Source organism: Mesorhizobium sp. 113-3-3, assembly GCF_016756495.1.
In the GTDB taxonomy this organism is placed as follows: domain Bacteria; phylum Pseudomonadota; class Alphaproteobacteria; order Rhizobiales; family Rhizobiaceae; genus Mesorhizobium.
Genome location: NZ_AP023243.1, coordinates 972,094 through 985,304 on the forward strand (window position 1 = coordinate 972,094; position 13,211 = coordinate 985,304).

General features: G+C 65.5%; 14 protein-coding genes and 1 pseudogene. 3 read left to right on the top strand and 12 right to left on the bottom strand.

What is annotated here, in order from left to right; genetic code table 11:
* Positions 1–22: 22 nt before the first annotated feature.
* Positions 23–1,126 carry a saccharopine dehydrogenase family protein gene (locus JG746_RS04560; RefSeq protein WP_202357089.1) on the bottom strand — a complete coding sequence of 368 codons (1,104 nt, stop codon included), beginning with the start codon at positions 1,124–1,126 and terminating at the stop codon, positions 23–25.
* A 180-nt stretch (positions 1,127–1,306) separates the two neighbouring features.
* Here JG746_RS04560 and JG746_RS04565 point away from each other — a divergent pair, with 180 nt between their 5' ends.
* A complete protein-coding gene (locus JG746_RS04565) occupies positions 1,307–1,735 on the top strand; it encodes an Lrp/AsnC family transcriptional regulator (protein WP_202357090.1) in 429 nt (142 codons plus the stop codon).
* Between the two features lie 62 nt (positions 1,736–1,797).
* Here the strand turns inward: JG746_RS04565 and JG746_RS04570 are convergent, their stop codons facing one another.
* The 10 genes and pseudogenes from JG746_RS04570 to JG746_RS37745 all read right to left on the bottom strand — a co-directional run bounded on the left by JG746_RS04570 (position 1,798) and on the right by JG746_RS37745 (position 10,192).
* Positions 1,798–2,052 (bottom strand): DUF1344 domain-containing protein, encoded by a 255-nt coding sequence (locus JG746_RS04570; RefSeq protein ID WP_202357091.1) that lies wholly within the window; start codon positions 2,050–2,052, stop codon positions 1,798–1,800.
* Between the two features lie 191 nt (positions 2,053–2,243).
* Positions 2,244–4,895, bottom strand: a complete 2,652-nt coding sequence (locus JG746_RS04575) for an ABC transporter permease (RefSeq protein ID WP_202357092.1) — start codon at positions 4,893–4,895, stop codon at positions 2,244–2,246.
* The gene (locus JG746_RS37075; RefSeq protein ID WP_244730969.1) at positions 4,892–5,113 is read right to left on the bottom strand and encodes a hypothetical protein; all 222 of its coding nucleotides are present in this window, start codon (positions 5,111–5,113) and stop codon (positions 4,892–4,894) included. The genes JG746_RS04575 and JG746_RS37075 overlap by 4 nt, the downstream gene beginning before the upstream one ends.
* An 80-nt stretch (positions 5,114–5,193) precedes the next feature.
* Positions 5,194–5,574 (bottom strand): annotated as a pseudogene (locus tag JG746_RS37080) (ATP-binding cassette domain-containing protein); the annotation flags it as partial.
* On the bottom strand, positions 5,567–6,229 hold the full coding sequence (locus tag JG746_RS04585) for an ABC transporter ATP-binding protein (RefSeq protein ID WP_202357093.1): 663 nt from the start codon (positions 6,227–6,229) through the stop codon (positions 5,567–5,569). The pseudogene JG746_RS37080 and the gene JG746_RS04585, both read right to left, overlap by 8 nt.
* Before the next feature lies 1 nt (position 6,230).
* On the bottom strand, positions 6,231–6,836 hold the full coding sequence (locus JG746_RS04590) for a hypothetical protein (protein ID WP_202357094.1): 606 nt from the start codon (positions 6,834–6,836) through the stop codon (positions 6,231–6,233).
* 131 nt (positions 6,837–6,967) lie between these two features.
* Positions 6,968–8,347, bottom strand: coding sequence for a sensor histidine kinase (locus JG746_RS04595; RefSeq protein ID WP_202357095.1), 1,380 nt, complete (start codon positions 8,345–8,347; stop codon positions 6,968–6,970).
* A complete protein-coding gene (locus JG746_RS04600; RefSeq protein ID WP_202357096.1) occupies positions 8,344–9,027 on the bottom strand; it encodes a winged helix-turn-helix domain-containing protein in 684 nt (227 codons plus the stop codon). Before JG746_RS04600 ends, JG746_RS04595 begins: the two co-directional genes overlap by 4 nt.
* Before the next feature lie 90 nt (positions 9,028–9,117).
* Positions 9,118–9,912 carry a COG4705 family protein gene (locus JG746_RS04605; protein ID WP_202357097.1) on the bottom strand — a complete coding sequence of 265 codons (795 nt, stop codon included), beginning with the start codon at positions 9,910–9,912 and terminating at the stop codon, positions 9,118–9,120.
* Positions 9,913–10,030: 118 nt separating this feature from the next.
* Positions 10,031–10,192, bottom strand: a complete 162-nt coding sequence (locus JG746_RS37745; RefSeq protein ID WP_342216531.1) for a hypothetical protein — start codon at positions 10,190–10,192, stop codon at positions 10,031–10,033.
* 357 nt (positions 10,193–10,549) lie between these two features.
* Between JG746_RS37745 and JG746_RS04615 the strand changes: the two genes are divergently transcribed.
* On the top strand, positions 10,550–11,185 hold the full coding sequence (locus JG746_RS04615; protein ID WP_202357099.1) for a methyltransferase family protein: 636 nt from the start codon (positions 10,550–10,552) through the stop codon (positions 11,183–11,185).
* Between the two features lie 80 nt (positions 11,186–11,265).
* Complete coding sequence (locus tag JG746_RS04620) at positions 11,266–12,276, top strand: peptidase C39 family protein (RefSeq protein WP_244730666.1); 1,011 nt, start codon at positions 11,266–11,268, stop codon at positions 12,274–12,276.
* A 304-nt stretch (positions 12,277–12,580) separates the two neighbouring features.
* Here the strand turns inward: JG746_RS04620 and JG746_RS04625 are convergent, their stop codons facing one another.
* Positions 12,581–13,066, bottom strand: coding sequence for a hypothetical protein (locus tag JG746_RS04625; RefSeq protein WP_202357101.1), 486 nt, complete (start codon positions 13,064–13,066; stop codon positions 12,581–12,583).
* Positions 13,067–13,211: the final 145 nt, after the last annotated feature.

Here is a 13,211-nt window from a genome sequence, read left to right on the forward strand (position 1 = left end):
CACAAGGGGGAGGGTGAAGAGATCAGCTCGCGAGCCGGCTTACCATCTCGTGCTGCGCATAGGCCCGTCCAAAACGATTGGCCAGGAATGCATCCAGAGCGATGTCTTCCTGCTTGACGAAACCGGTGGCCGGCAGGCTGCCGTCGGCCAGCATGTCGAGCACGGCGCAGATGCCGGACGCCGTGGTGATCTGGATGGCGCTGCGGACCTGGCTGCCGACGCGCTGCGAATAGATCCTGTTGGCGTAGGTTTCCTGCAGCAGGCGGCCGTTGCGGCGGCCGGAGACGGTGACGAAGACGATGACCACGTCCTGCAGCGTCGCCGGCAGAGCGCTCTCAAAGATGTCCTTCAGCACGTCGCGGCGGTGGCGCAAGCCGAGGTCGTTGAGCAGCGCCTTCATGATGGCGGCATGGCCGGGATAGCGGATGGTGCGGTAGTTCAGCGTGCGCACCTTGCCCTTCAGCGTCTCGGCCAGCGTGCCCAGGCCGCCCGAGGTGTTGAACGCCTCGTAGGTCACGCCGTCGAGCGAGAATTCCTCGCGCTCTTCCAGCGGCGGCACTTCGATCAGCTCGCCCTCGACGATCGCCTCGCAAGGCTCGCAATATTCGTTGATGACGCCGTCGGTGCTCCAGGTGAGGTTGTAGTTCAGCGCGTTGGACGGATACTGCGGCAAGGCGCCGACTCGCATGCGCACGCTTTCCAGCGAATCGAAACGGCTGGCGAGGTCGTTGGCGACGATCGAGATGAAGCCCGGCGCCAGCCCGCATTGCGGGATGAAGGCGCTCTTGCCCGAACGCGCCAGTTCCTTGACGCGGCGGGTCGAGACGACGTCCTCGGTGAGATCGAGATAATGCACGCCCGCACTGGCCGCCGCTTCAGCGATGCGCGTGGTGAGATGGAAGGGAGCGGCGCTCAGCACCGCGAACTTGCCGGCGAGGGCTGCTTCCAGGGCGCCGGCGGCCGCGATGTCGAGTTCGAGCGTCTCGACGCCGGCCGGCACTTCGGCCGCGGCAAGCTGCGCCGCCGAGCGGTCGACGAGGGTGACGCGGTAGTCGCCGGTCGCGGCGAGCATTCCGGCGATGGTCGAGCCGATCTTGCCGGCTCCGACGATAACGATGTTGTTCATGGTCACATACCCCTGCCAATTTCGATTTGCTTTAAGCAATTCCCGGACGGAAACCGCTCCGCACTTGCTGGAATCGCTCGTGAATTGGCGGAATCATCGCAGCTTGCCTGTCGAAAAGAAGCGTGAAATCCTGCAGAATGAACCTTATCTTTAGTCGATCTGCCGAAGGGATTCGTCGAAATGCTCAGCGAAGCCGAATACGCCCTGCTTTCCCTGCTGCGCTCCAACGCCCGCGCCTCGACGGCCGAACTGGCGCGCCAGCTCGGCGTGTCGCGCACCACGGTGCAGAGCCGGATCGAGCGGCTGGAGCAGCGCGGCATCATATCGGGCTACGGCGTCAAGCTCTCCGCCGATTATGAGCAGGGGCTGGTCAGGGCGCATGTGCTGCTCACCGTAACGCCCAAACTCGCCGACAAGGTGGTGCGGGCGCTGCAGGCGCTGCCTCCCGTGCGGACGCTGCATTCCGTCAGCGGCAATTTCGACATGATCGTTGTCGTCGACGCGCCGTCGATCCGCGACCTCGACGCGCTGCTCGACCAGATCGGCGCCATGGATGGCGTGGAGCGGACCTCGTCGTCGATCATCCTGTCGACGCGGATCGATCGGTGAGTTCCTTCTCCTTGTCCAAGCCAAGGGAGGACCGAGCCGCTCCCGGCTCGGTCCCATTCGCTCTATTTAGCCGGCTGGATGCTCGATGCCGCCAGCTTGCCGGCCTTGGTCGAATAGGTCACCATCACCTTCTCGCCGACCTTCAGCGTCTCGGCTTCGATGCCTTCCGGCAGGACGAAGGTCTTGCCGTCGGAAAGCGTGATCGAGTCGCCCTTCTTGTCGATGCTGGCAATGGTGCCGGTGGCCGCCTTGGCGAAAGCACCGGTCGAGGATACGACGGCGAGTATCATTGCGGCTGCGATAGCTGATGTCTTCATGGTCTTTCTTTCCCGTTTGACTTGGGTTGTGGAGCCGTTGGCTATTGCCAGGAGCGGCCCCGTTATCCCGGCCGTTTGGCCGCCGGATCTGTCTCTTCGTCTTGCTCTGCCGAGAGACAAAACGAGCTTAGGCCGTGGAGTTGTCGAGGGGCTGGCCGCAGGCTTACAAATGGGTAAGCTCGTGTCCGGCCTCACAAGTCGCGCAGCTGTTCCGCCGCCTGTCCCGCCGATGGCCTGGCGGACCAGACGGCGACGGCCACCGAAGCGGCGACGAGACCGAGCATGACCGCCAGATAGAGCCAGGGGATCGACAGGGCTTCGGGTGGCGGATCGAAAACGCCGGTCAACAGCTTGACCAGCATCCATGCCGTCAGCAGGCCCGAAAGCAGGCCGAACGTCATGCCGCCAATGAGGATCAGCAGACCTTCGCTCCACAGGAAGGCCGCGAGCTGAGGCGGTTTGGCGCCGATCGCGGCCAGGATGGCGAAAGGCCGGCGACGCTCGAAGAACCCCAGCGCCAGCATCAGCCCGGCGGCGGCCGCGGCCATGACGACCGCGAAGCCCAGTTCGATTGTCGTCAATCCGCCGAGATCGACCGCGGTCAGGCTCGAGCCGATGAGATGCGCCGCCTGGCCGATATCGGCCACCTTCATCGACGGATCGGACGTGAGCACAGACGCAGCATGCCGCCCCAGCGCGGCAGGATCCGCCCTGGCTCGCATGAGCACGTATTCGGATGCATCGGAGCCGGTCATCCGGGCCACATAGGCCGAATTGGCGACAAGGAAGGAATCCTTTGGCGCGGTCGGAAATTCGCGGGCGACGCCGATGAACCTGAAGGCCACGGGATGATACTGGTGATCCCTGGCATCGATGAGCCGCAGGTTGATCGTATCGCCCTGCTGGAGCTGGAAATCCTGCACGGTCTCTTCGGACACCAGGACGCCGTCCGGTGTCGCGGCAAGCAGGGCGAGCGTGCCGGCGGCGCCGGCGCCACTGAAATAGGCGTCGGAAAGACCGGTGGCGCGTCCGATGCGGGCGGGATCGATGCCATAAAGGTCCTGCAGATCCGCGCCGACATAGGCAAAGCGATGCTGCATGGGCTCGGCCGCCGCCGCTTCGGGCAGCGAGGCGAGCGCCGCAAGGTGCGCTCCGGCCGGTCTGTCCGCCGTGCCGAAGACAGTGACGTCGGAGCCGTTCGTCAGCTCGGCGTCGATGCGCGCCTGGGCATTGTAGGTGGTGTTGAAGATGGCGGTCGACGTGGCGAAGGAGATGGCCAGCGCGGTCATCGCAATGCCGATCGTCAGCCGCCCCGCTTGCCGCGACAGGGCGGCCGATACAACGGGCGCCAGTGCTCCCGAGGCCGGGGCGACAATCATGCGCAGGAGCGCGCCATTGCGTGCGATGATCGTGGCCGACAGCCTGATCGTCAGCAACGCCATGCCAAGCCAGAACAAGGCCGGCGAGACGAATGCCTTGTAGTCCACCGCTGTCGCCGCCACGCCTTCGGGCGCAAGCACGATCTGGTATCCGGTGCTCGCCGATTGCCAGAAGAACAATCCCGCCGCGGCGAGCAGCAGCATGTCCAGCCACAAGCGCTGCCAGAGCGGCGCGCTCGGCCGGCTCACGGTCCGCCGCGCCGTGGTCACGCTCGCCCAGCGCGCGTCCCGCCAGGCCGGGTAGAGAAAGGCGATGAACCCGACCAGCAGCCCGAAGCAGGCGACAAGCAGCAATGTCGGCACGTTGACGCCAAGCCCTGCCATGAGACCTGGAACGATGATGGCAGCCAGCGATGCCGCGGCCATGCCAATCGCGGTGCCCGCGATGGCGGCGACGGCGGCTTCCGCGGCGGACAGCAACAGGATGGCCTTGGTCGTCGCGCCACGGACGCGAAGCAGCGCCTGCTCCGTGCGCCGGCGTGCCGCGCCGGACGCGGTGACGGCAAAGGTAAGCGCAACCGCCAGCGCGACGCCGGGCAGCCCGAGAAACAGGAACAGGACGGAGGCGTACAGCGCATCTTCGCGGACCGCCCCGAGGCGTGAACCGAGATTGTCGGCCACCAGAGCCTGGCCGGCGACCCGCGCCTCGAGATTGTGCCCGGCGGCGGTGACAAAAGTATAGGCCGTGACGGGATCCGGCGGCAGCGCCTCATGGGCAAGCCGCACATGCAATTGCAGGCGGGTGTCGGGGCGCGCCTTCTGCTGCGGATCGAACAATTGCCGCCAGGCTTCTTGCGGCAGGATGAGGACATTGTCGGGTGGCGCCTGTGGCGTTGCCTGGGGTGGCAGGCCGACAGCCTGGAACAAAGCGTCGGCGTCCGGAAGGTCGACCACGCCGGCAATCCTGACCTCCGCCGGCGGCAGACCGATCCGCTGGACCCAGACCGTGTCGCCGGGACCGACATGGAGGTTGGCGGCTGTCTGCTGGGCAATCAGCGCGCCGTCGAGGGTGCCGGAAAGCGGGCGAATCTCTGCCGGGAAATCGCTGGAATACCGGTTGTCGAAAGCAACCGCCTGGCCAGGCCCCGTGGTCTGGGTCGTGCCGCCGGTCCGTGCCTCGAAGCCGGCGACATCGGCATAGCGGACCCGATGCACGGCCTTGACCGGAGCAGCATCCGCCAGCGCCTTGCCGACGAGGTCGGGATCGGCACCGGAAATCACCTGCACCTGCCAGTCAATTGGAACCGCCGACACGGCTCGGGCGGTCATCGATGCCCCGGCGTTGGCGAGGAAGAGCGTCATCGCCGCGAGCAGGGCGACCGTCAGCGCGATGCCGGCGGCGGCACCGGCCACGCGCAGGAAACGGCGGGCGAGCACTCCACGAATCCACAGCAGGACCATCATGCCGCTGCGGCCCCTGGCCGGCGGCCGGTAACGAGCCGGCCGTGATCCATCGTCCAGCGCGTCGCCATGCGGTTGGCCACGGCTTCGTCGTGCGTGGCAACCACCAGGGCGATGTCGGTGCCGTCCAGGCGGTCGAGCACGACGTCGAAGAAGCGCAGCGCCGTCCGGCTGTCCAGCTGCCCGGTCGGCTCATCGGCCAGTACGAGTTTCGGACCCATGGCCAGGGCGCGCGCCATGGCATGCGCTGGGCCTGGCCGCCGGACAGTTCCTCCGGCAGCTTGTCGCCGAGTGCGCCAAGACCGAACGATTGCAGAAGCGATGCCCCGATGTCGCCGGCGCCGGTATGCTCGCCGGCCAGCAGCATGGGCAGGCCGACATTCTGGACAGCGGTGAGGGCAGGGAACAGGCTGGGCGACTGGAACACGAAGCCGATCTGGCGCGGCCTCAGGGTCTCGAATGGACCCAGTGCGGGCCATTCGACGCTGCCGGCCGTCGGCCGGTCGAGGCCGCCAAGAATATGCAGCAGCGTCGTCTTGCCGCTGCCCGAAGGTCCGACGAGCGCGATCCGCGCGCCCGACGCGATCTCGCAGTCGACATCGCGCAGCACGCTGATCCGGCCGGCGTTACCATCCCGGAAGTCCCGCCCGAGGCCCTTTGCGACGACGAGCGTTTCAGCCACGGACGATCCTCCCGTCCTTCAGCCTGACGATGCGATCGGCCCTCTGCGCCAACGCCTTGCTGTGGGTGGCCAGCAGCGTCGCCAGCCCGGCGTCGCGCCGCGCCTCGAAATGAGCGATCAGCCGGGATTCGGTCTCGCTGTCGACCTCCGCGGTCGGCTCGTCGGCAATCAGGATCGGCGGGTCGGCGGCCAGCGCCACGGCAAGGCCGGCGCGCGCCGTCTCGCCGCCGGACAGCTCGGTCGGAAAAGCGCGGGCGCGATGCGCAAGGCCGACACTTTCCAGCAGGCTGGCCATTCGCCGGCCGTCCGGCTTGTTGGCCAGCAGCATCTGCAATCGAAGGTTCTGCTCGACGTTCAGATGGCCAAACAGGTTTCCCGACTGCAGCAGAATGCCGAAGCTGGCGGCGCGAATGCGCGTGCGATGCGCCTCCGGTCGCCGGGTGAGCCGGATGCCGGCCACCTCGACATAGCCGCCATCCGGTTCGTCGAGGCCGGTCACGCAGGCCAGCAAGGTGGATTTGCCGCTGCCGGAAGGCCCGACCAGGGCGACGATCTCGCCGGCGGCCACGTAGAAACTGACGCCCCGCAAGGCGGCCGTCTCGTCGTCGCCTATATGGAAGAAGCGATAGATCTCATGCGCTTCCAACGCGTGCATCTCATTTCCACCGGAACGAGTTGGACATCAGTTGCCACTGATCGACATTGTCGGCGCCCTTGGGCGCATAAAGGTCGAGCGCGACGAGCTTGCCGTCCTTGAAATAGAGGTAGCGCTCGTTTTCGAGGCGAACCTGCCGGTTGGTTACCGCGTTCGGCTCGGAGTTCGAGGTGTAGACGATGCGGATCGCGGTGCCGGCCGGCAGCTTGACCTGCTTGACCGCGCTGACCCGCACAGCGCGTCCGGCGGCCTCGAGCTTGGCGACATAGTCCGCCTTGGCGCTGTCGACGGTCGGTGCGGCGTCGGCCCTGGAAACCGAGACAACGACCCCATCGAGCTTGTCGACGAAGCTTGCGCCGTCGGCGCGGTCGGACCGTGCCCAGCCCTCCGGCACTTTCAGGGCGAACCCTTGCGGCGAGGTGTAGTCGATGAAGACCTGCGAATCGGGAATGTCGCCCGGCGGGTTCTTCTCCGGCTGGACGGGCTTCTCGGCGGCCGAGGCCGGCAGGATGCCAAGGACCGGAACCAAGGCGGCTGCCGTGCCCAGGCTCGCCATGACGGCGAGAGCGGGCAGGACGCCGGTGGTTTTCCGAAAAAAGGTCTTCATTTTCCGCGGCCTTTCGATGAACGGTCAGGTCCATTCATCATACCGCTGCAAGCTTACGGGCGGGTCGCCGGCCTCATACGCTTTGGTAAACTATTGGCGCTCTGGTACGTTTCCGGCACCAGCTCTCAGCCCTATGACGCCGGCGATCTCACCAGCGGAAAGCTCACCACCACGGCGAGGCCAGGCTGACAATCGTCAAGGGCGATGGATGCGCCATGCAGATCGGCGATGGCCCGCACCAGGCTCAGCCCAAGGCCGTTGCCCGGCGTCGATCGGCTGTGGTCCAGCCGGTAGAGCCGCTGAAACACTTTTTCGCGCTCGTCGGCGGCAATGCCGGGTCCGTTGTCGGCGACAGTGGCAAGGACACGCTCGCCCTGGCGCGTCACCGACAGTTTGATGGTCGTGCCGGGCGGGCAATGGCGCAGCGCATTCTCGACCAGATTGGCATACATCTGCGTCAACAGTTCCCGGTCGCCATGAATCGGGTCTGCCGTTTCACGCAGTTGCGTCGACACCAACGACTTTCCGTCGTCCTCGGCAACGTCGGTGTAGATCTCGGCTATGATTTCCAGCACCTCGCCGAGATCGAGATCGGTGAACCGCGCCTTGCGGGCGCCGGCCTCGATCTGGGCGATGCGCAACAGCGCATCGAAGGTCTCGTTGATCTGGTGACCCTCCGCACGTGCGTCGGCCAGATCATCGGAGACGTCCTGATGCCGCGTTGCCTTGTCGGCGGCGCCCTCCAGGATCATCTGCAGCCGGTTGAGCGGCGTCTTCAGATCGTGCGCGATGTTGGCGCTGACCTGCTTCATGCCGTCCACCAGGCCCGACAGGCGATCGAGCGCCGCGTTGACCTGGCCGGAGACGATGTCGATGTCGTCACCCGTGCCGGTCAACGGAATGCGGGTATCGAGCCGGCCATGCGAGACATCGACCATGGTGGCGGCAATGCCGTCGAGACGGCGCTGGACACGCGAGGCAAGCAGCGCGCCGCCGGCGACCGCCAAGCCGGTGATGATCAGGGTTGCCCAGCCGAAGCTCATCATCGCCACGGTTTCCAGCTCCTCCGTTTCGGAGAGACTGAAGGCGACCGTCAGATTGTTGCCGCCGACCGAACCGGAATAGGCGCGATACTCCGTATCCGGAGGCACGCCTGGCAACACGGCGTCGAACGCCGAGAACCCGTCGGGAAGCCCGGCGGCGGTGAAATTGCCGGCCAGGTGGTTTCCGGCCGGGTCGGTCAGCGAAAACAGCTGTTCTTTCTTCGGGCTGAGCTTCGCATGGCTTTCGATCGTGGCGACAAGGTCCTCCAGATCGTTCGGGGCATAGGTGGCGGCGACGACCGAATAGGTTTCCTTGATGTTCTCGTCGAGCCGTTCGGCAAGATCGGCGCTCATCATCTGGTAGACGATGGCGCCCGACAGCACGAAGGCCAGCATGAACAGGAAGCCGAATGTCAGGGCGAGCCGGAACGGCGTGCTGCGCAGCAGGCGAGACCAGGTCCCGATCATGGCGCAAGCGGCGCGTGCAGGCTGTAGCCGGTGTTGCGGATGGTGTGGATGAGCTGGGCCTCGAACGGCTTGTCGACCTTGGCCCGCAGCCGGCTGATATGGGTCTCGACCACGCTGGTCTTGGGGTCGAAATGAAAGTCCCAGACGCGCTCCAGAAGCATGGTGCGGGTGATGACGCGGCCTTCGCCGCGCATCAGCACCTCGAGCAGGCTGAATTCGCGCGGCTGCAGGTCGATCGGCTGGCCGTGACGCGTGACGCGCCGCATGATGAGGTCCATCTCGAGGTCGGCGACCCGCAGCACCGTCTTCTGCTCCTGCGCCGCCGGCCGGCGGCCGAGCGCATTGATGCGGGCAAGCAGCTCGGAAAAGGCGAAGGGCTTGACCAGATAGTCGTCGCCGCCGGCCTCCAGACCCTCGACGCGATCGTCGATGCCGCCGATCGAGGTGAGGAAGATCGCCGGCGTGCGCACGCCGGCCGCGCGCACCGCCTTGATCATCGACAGACCATCGAGACCCGGGATCATGCGGTCGGCGATGATCACGTCATAGCTGCCGCTGGTGGCGGCGAAAAGCGCGTCATGGCCGTTGCGCAGGAGGTCGCAGACATGGCCGGCCTCGGTCAGTCCCCTGACGATATAGTCCGCTGTCTTGTGGTCGTCTTCGACAAGAAGAAGTCGCATGGCTGTTCCGGTTGATCGCCGATATCGGGCACAGGCTATCACCGGCATGGCCTCGTTCCTAGGATGGCACACACCGCCAGACGCCGAGGCCTAATCCGACTCCAGCAGGATCTCGTCGGCATCGTCGGCGGTCTTCTTCAGTGTCATGTAGAGAACAAGTGCCGCGATGCAGGCCAGGAAGATCAGGCTGGTGAAGGTGGTGCCGAAACCGAGGCCGCCATATTCGACCGGCTGCGACAGAAGATCGCCGAAAGAGGCGCCGAGCGGGCGCGTCAGGATGTAGGCCAGCCAGAAGGCCAGGATGGCGTCGAGGTGGATGAGATAATAGGCAAGCGCGATCAGCGCGATGACGCCGCCGAACATGAGGCCCGAGGTGAGATAGCCCATGTCGAAGCTCTCGGCGACGAGATCGCCGGCGGCGGTGCCGAGCGAGAAGGTGAACAGGATCGCCAGCCAGTAGAAGATCTCGCGCCGGGTGGTGAAGATGGTGTGGATCGACAGCGTTCTTTCGCTGGCGTACCAGACCGCGAAGGTGGCCACGAGCGCGACCGAGAAGGCAATCGTCGTCGTCTGCAGGCGCACGCCGAACGTGTCGACGAGGTTGTCGGTGATCAAGGTGCCGACGACGCTGATCAGCACCACCGCCAGCCAGTAGGCCCAGGGCACGTAGCGCTTCTGCGCGAACTGCAGGCCAAGGGCGACGATCAGCACGCCGGTCATGATCAGCGAGGTGACGGTCAGCCCGAGCCCGAGATTGACGGCGAGATAGTCGGCCGCCGTCTCGCCCATGGTGACCGCCATCAGCTTGATCAGCCAGAAGTCGAGCGTAACCTCCGGAACCCTGTTCAGGCTCTGTACGGCAGGCTGCTTGTTGGTTGGGAGCATGGCTGAGGTCCTGAGGTTGATGGTTGCGGCGGGAGGAAAGCGCATCGCGAGGGGGGTCGTGCGATCCGTCCCCTGCACACCCTCGGATGAGGCCCGAGGGTGCTTTGGACGGCATGAATTACTTGCCCATGACTTTCATCGCCTGGGCGAAGAAGTCGTCGGCACGCTTGTCGTCGTCGGCATTGCAGCGTTCGATCCCCTTGGTCTCCAGCTCCGAGACCTTGTTCTTGTCGGCGTCATTGAGCTTGGCTGCCGCTTCAGCGGCACGAAGGGCCTTCAAGCTTTCCTCACAAGGCGCGGGGGCCGCGTAAGCGGTGGAAATCGCTGTCGAGACAGCGAGGGTCCCCGCTGCGATGGCAAGTGAAAATCGTCTCATGAAACCATTCCCTATCCATGCCGGTGGTCCGGCTGCCGTAATTGAAGCCGACCCCTAATTGGCGGGCCGGCATTCGGACATTAGGGACGCGACTTCACTGCAGCCTGTCGCGGGGCATACAAATTCGTAAGGAAGACCGTGATTGGCGCAAAAGGCCTTTACGAACGCCGCGCGCTGCGCTGATAGAAGTGACCGCCTTGTATCCGCCATCAATGGCGCGCCCCAGTTCCGAACCTGCAATCCGTGCCCCAGGAAACACGAATGACCTACGCGTCCCTCAAGCCGGTTTCACAGGCCTTCGTGCAGCGCAAGCGGCTGATCTTCGTGCGGGCTGCGGCAGTGCTGGCGGTGCTGCTTTTGTTTCTCACCAAGCCGGCGCTCAGCGAAGGCTCGAACGGGCACGAAACGCTCGAATTCCTGGGCTTCTGCCTGGTGCTTGCCTGCGTTGCCGGCCGGCTGTGGAGCATCCTCTATGTCGGCGGCAAGAAGAACGAGGAGCTGGTTTCGACGGGACCGTTCTCGATGAGCCAGAACCCGCTCTATTTCTTCTCGACGGTCGGCGCGGTCGGCATCGGTCTGCTCTACGGCTCACTGGTGGCGGCGGCCGTGCTTGGCGTCGCCAGCTTTCTCATCTTCCGTGTCACGGCGCGCAAGGAGGCCGAGTATCTGCTTGGCAAGTTCGGCCCGGCCTACACCGCCTATATCAAGGCGACGCCCCGCTTCTGGCCGAACCCGCTGCTCTACCGCGACGACGACCAGCTGCAGTTTTCGACGCGCGCGCTCAAGCGCACCTTCTTTGACGGGCTCTATTTCCTCGCCATCTTCCCGGCCATCGAGCTGATCGAGTATTTCCGGGAGACGGGCCTGCTGTTCCCGGCGTTCGTCACGCTGTACTGATCGGCCATTGTCGGGCTAATTTGCGGGTCATGCCGCACTTCCAGGAGCCTGCAGTCTCGGCGCAAAGCGAAGGGGTCCGTGTGTTCACCACCGAACACGCGGCCGCCTGGGCCGAGCTGATTGCGGCGGCGCCGGCCGAGATCGGCGATCGCCTGGCGGCGTTGCGGAAGATCGCCGGGGTTACCGGCGTGGCGCATTGCGGCGAGGGCCGCCCGGAGGCGATCGTGGTCGGGCAGCGCCGGCCGGCTGCGGCGATGATGCGCATCGCCCTGTTCTGGACTGCCGCGAACATCAGCGCCGGCGCGCGCCTGCTCGAGGCGCTGGAGAAGGAAGCGCTCGCGCAAGACGTGCTCTGCCTGCGCGCCGACGAAGACACGGTGCGGCACATTGGCGGCCAGTGGGAGCGCCGCGATGGCTTCCTGCAGCGCTGGATCGGCATCGAACCAGTCCGCCGGCGCAGTCAGGTTCCGCCGTCCTGGCCGCAGACGGCCGGTTTTACCTGTGGGCCGTCAGCGCTGGCCATGGCAATGGCCGGGCTCGATCCGGCCTTGCTGCCGGACCGGGCGCTGGAGGTCGAGCTCTGGCGCGAGGCGACCACCATCATCGGCCCAAGCGGGCCGGGCGGCTGCGACCCCTACGGCCTGGCGCTGGCGGCGCACCGGCGCGGGCTGCGGGTCGAAATCTTCATGAGCAGCGCCGAACCGATCTTCCTCGACCGCGCCAGTTCGGAGGAAAGGCGCGGGCTGATGAGCTTCGTCCAGGCCGGCTTCAGGCGCGAGGCCGAAGCCGCGTCATTGCCGATCGAGGCACGCGCCTTTGCCGTCGAAGAGATCGGCCAGGCGCTCGACCGCGGCTTCTCGGCGCTGGTGCTGATCGACCATGCGCCGATGATGGGCGACACGTGCCCGCACTGGGTGCTCGTCCACGGCCATGGCGACGGGGTCTATTTCGTCAATGACCCCTGGATCGAGCCTGACCGGCTTGAACAGCCTATGGACGTCGTCGACCTCCCGGTCAGGGCGGCGGAGCTCGACCGAATGGCCTGGTACGGCAACCCGGCGTATCGGGCGGCGGTGCTGATCGGGCGATAATTTCTGGATTGGCTGAGACGCCCGTCACTTCGTCATCCACGGGCGGAGCAGCCGCGTAGCGGCGTCGCGGAGACCCGAGGATCCATGCCGGGACCTATGCCACGGAATGCAGCGGAGCAGAATTCTGCACGGTGGCAGCGCGTTGGGGTCCCGGCATGGATCCTATGGTCTGCGCCGCGTCGCTTCGCTCCTTGCTTCGCCATAGGATGACGAAGTCGGGAGGGGCTCCGCCAATCCCGAAGGTCTATGATAAGCCGACGAACGAACGGCGAAATCCCCCCAACCCGTCCCCGCTACGGCGCTCCTAAACCCCCAGCGGGTACGGCATGTAGCCGACGAAGCCGGCGATCTTCCAGCTGCCTTCGACCTTCCGGCAGAAATACAGCGTCTGCCATTTCAAGCGGTCGACGCTGCCGTCGGCCTTGGCGATGGAGCCGTCGAATTTCTTGTGCAACACGGCGCGGTCGCCGTCGACGTCGATATCGCGCAGGTTGGTGACGCGAAACAGCGCCTCGCGCAGCGGCTCGGCGAATTTGGTCGCCGCCGTCTCCTTGGCCTGGCGCAGCCACTCGTCGCGATAAATCTCCAGCCTCGGGAATTGCAACCGCCAGGCGTCGGCATTGGCGAGGAAATGCGCATGCATGCCGAAGAAGCTCTCGGCGATGAAATCGTTCTCGACCATGGACCAGTCCTGGCCGATGAAGGCATCGATGTCGCGCCGCACCAGCATCTCCCAAAGCGCGTGGCGGTCGGCGTCGCCTGACGGAAACGGGTTCTTGTCGAAGGTCATTCTCGGTCTCTCCAGTCTCGCACAGGCATCGGTCCGTCGCGGCTTGAAAGCCGTCCGGCAGGCGCGCACGATGCAAGCGCTCCTGTAATAAAGCAACATGAATTTCGAAGAATGTTGCTTTCCAACAAGGGCCCTATCGGGACCG

Excerpts from the sequence above, each read along its gene's own strand:
- JG746_RS04560 (WP_202357089.1), bottom strand. The coding sequence starts at position 1,126 with ATGAACAACATCGTTATCGTCGGAGCCGGCAAGATCGGCTCGACCATC.
- JG746_RS04565 (WP_202357090.1), top strand. The coding sequence starts at position 1,307 with ATGCTCAGCGAAGCCGAATACGCCCTGCTTTCCCTGCTGCGCTCCAAC.
- JG746_RS04570 (WP_202357091.1), bottom strand. The coding sequence starts at position 2,052 with ATGAAGACATCAGCTATCGCAGCCGCAATGATACTCGCCGTCGTATCC.
- JG746_RS04575 (WP_202357092.1), bottom strand. The coding sequence starts at position 4,895 with ATGATGGTCCTGCTGTGGATTCGTGGAGTGCTCGCCCGCCGTTTCCTG.
- JG746_RS37075 (WP_244730969.1), bottom strand. The coding sequence starts at position 5,113 with ATGGGTCCGAAACTCGTACTGGCCGATGAGCCGACCGGGCAGCTGGAC.
- JG746_RS04585 (WP_202357093.1), bottom strand. The coding sequence starts at position 6,229 with ATGCACGCGTTGGAAGCGCATGAGATCTATCGCTTCTTCCATATAGGC.
- JG746_RS04590 (WP_202357094.1), bottom strand. The coding sequence starts at position 6,836 with ATGAAGACCTTTTTTCGGAAAACCACCGGCGTCCTGCCCGCTCTCGCC.
- JG746_RS04595 (WP_202357095.1), bottom strand. The coding sequence starts at position 8,347 with ATGATCGGGACCTGGTCTCGCCTGCTGCGCAGCACGCCGTTCCGGCTC.
- JG746_RS04600 (WP_202357096.1), bottom strand. The coding sequence starts at position 9,027 with ATGCGACTTCTTCTTGTCGAAGACGACCACAAGACAGCGGACTATATC.
- JG746_RS04605 (WP_202357097.1), bottom strand. The coding sequence starts at position 9,912 with ATGCTCCCAACCAACAAGCAGCCTGCCGTACAGAGCCTGAACAGGGTT.
- JG746_RS04615 (WP_202357099.1), top strand. The coding sequence starts at position 10,550 with ATGACCTACGCGTCCCTCAAGCCGGTTTCACAGGCCTTCGTGCAGCGC.
- JG746_RS04625 (WP_202357101.1), bottom strand. The coding sequence starts at position 13,066 with ATGACCTTCGACAAGAACCCGTTTCCGTCAGGCGACGCCGACCGCCAC.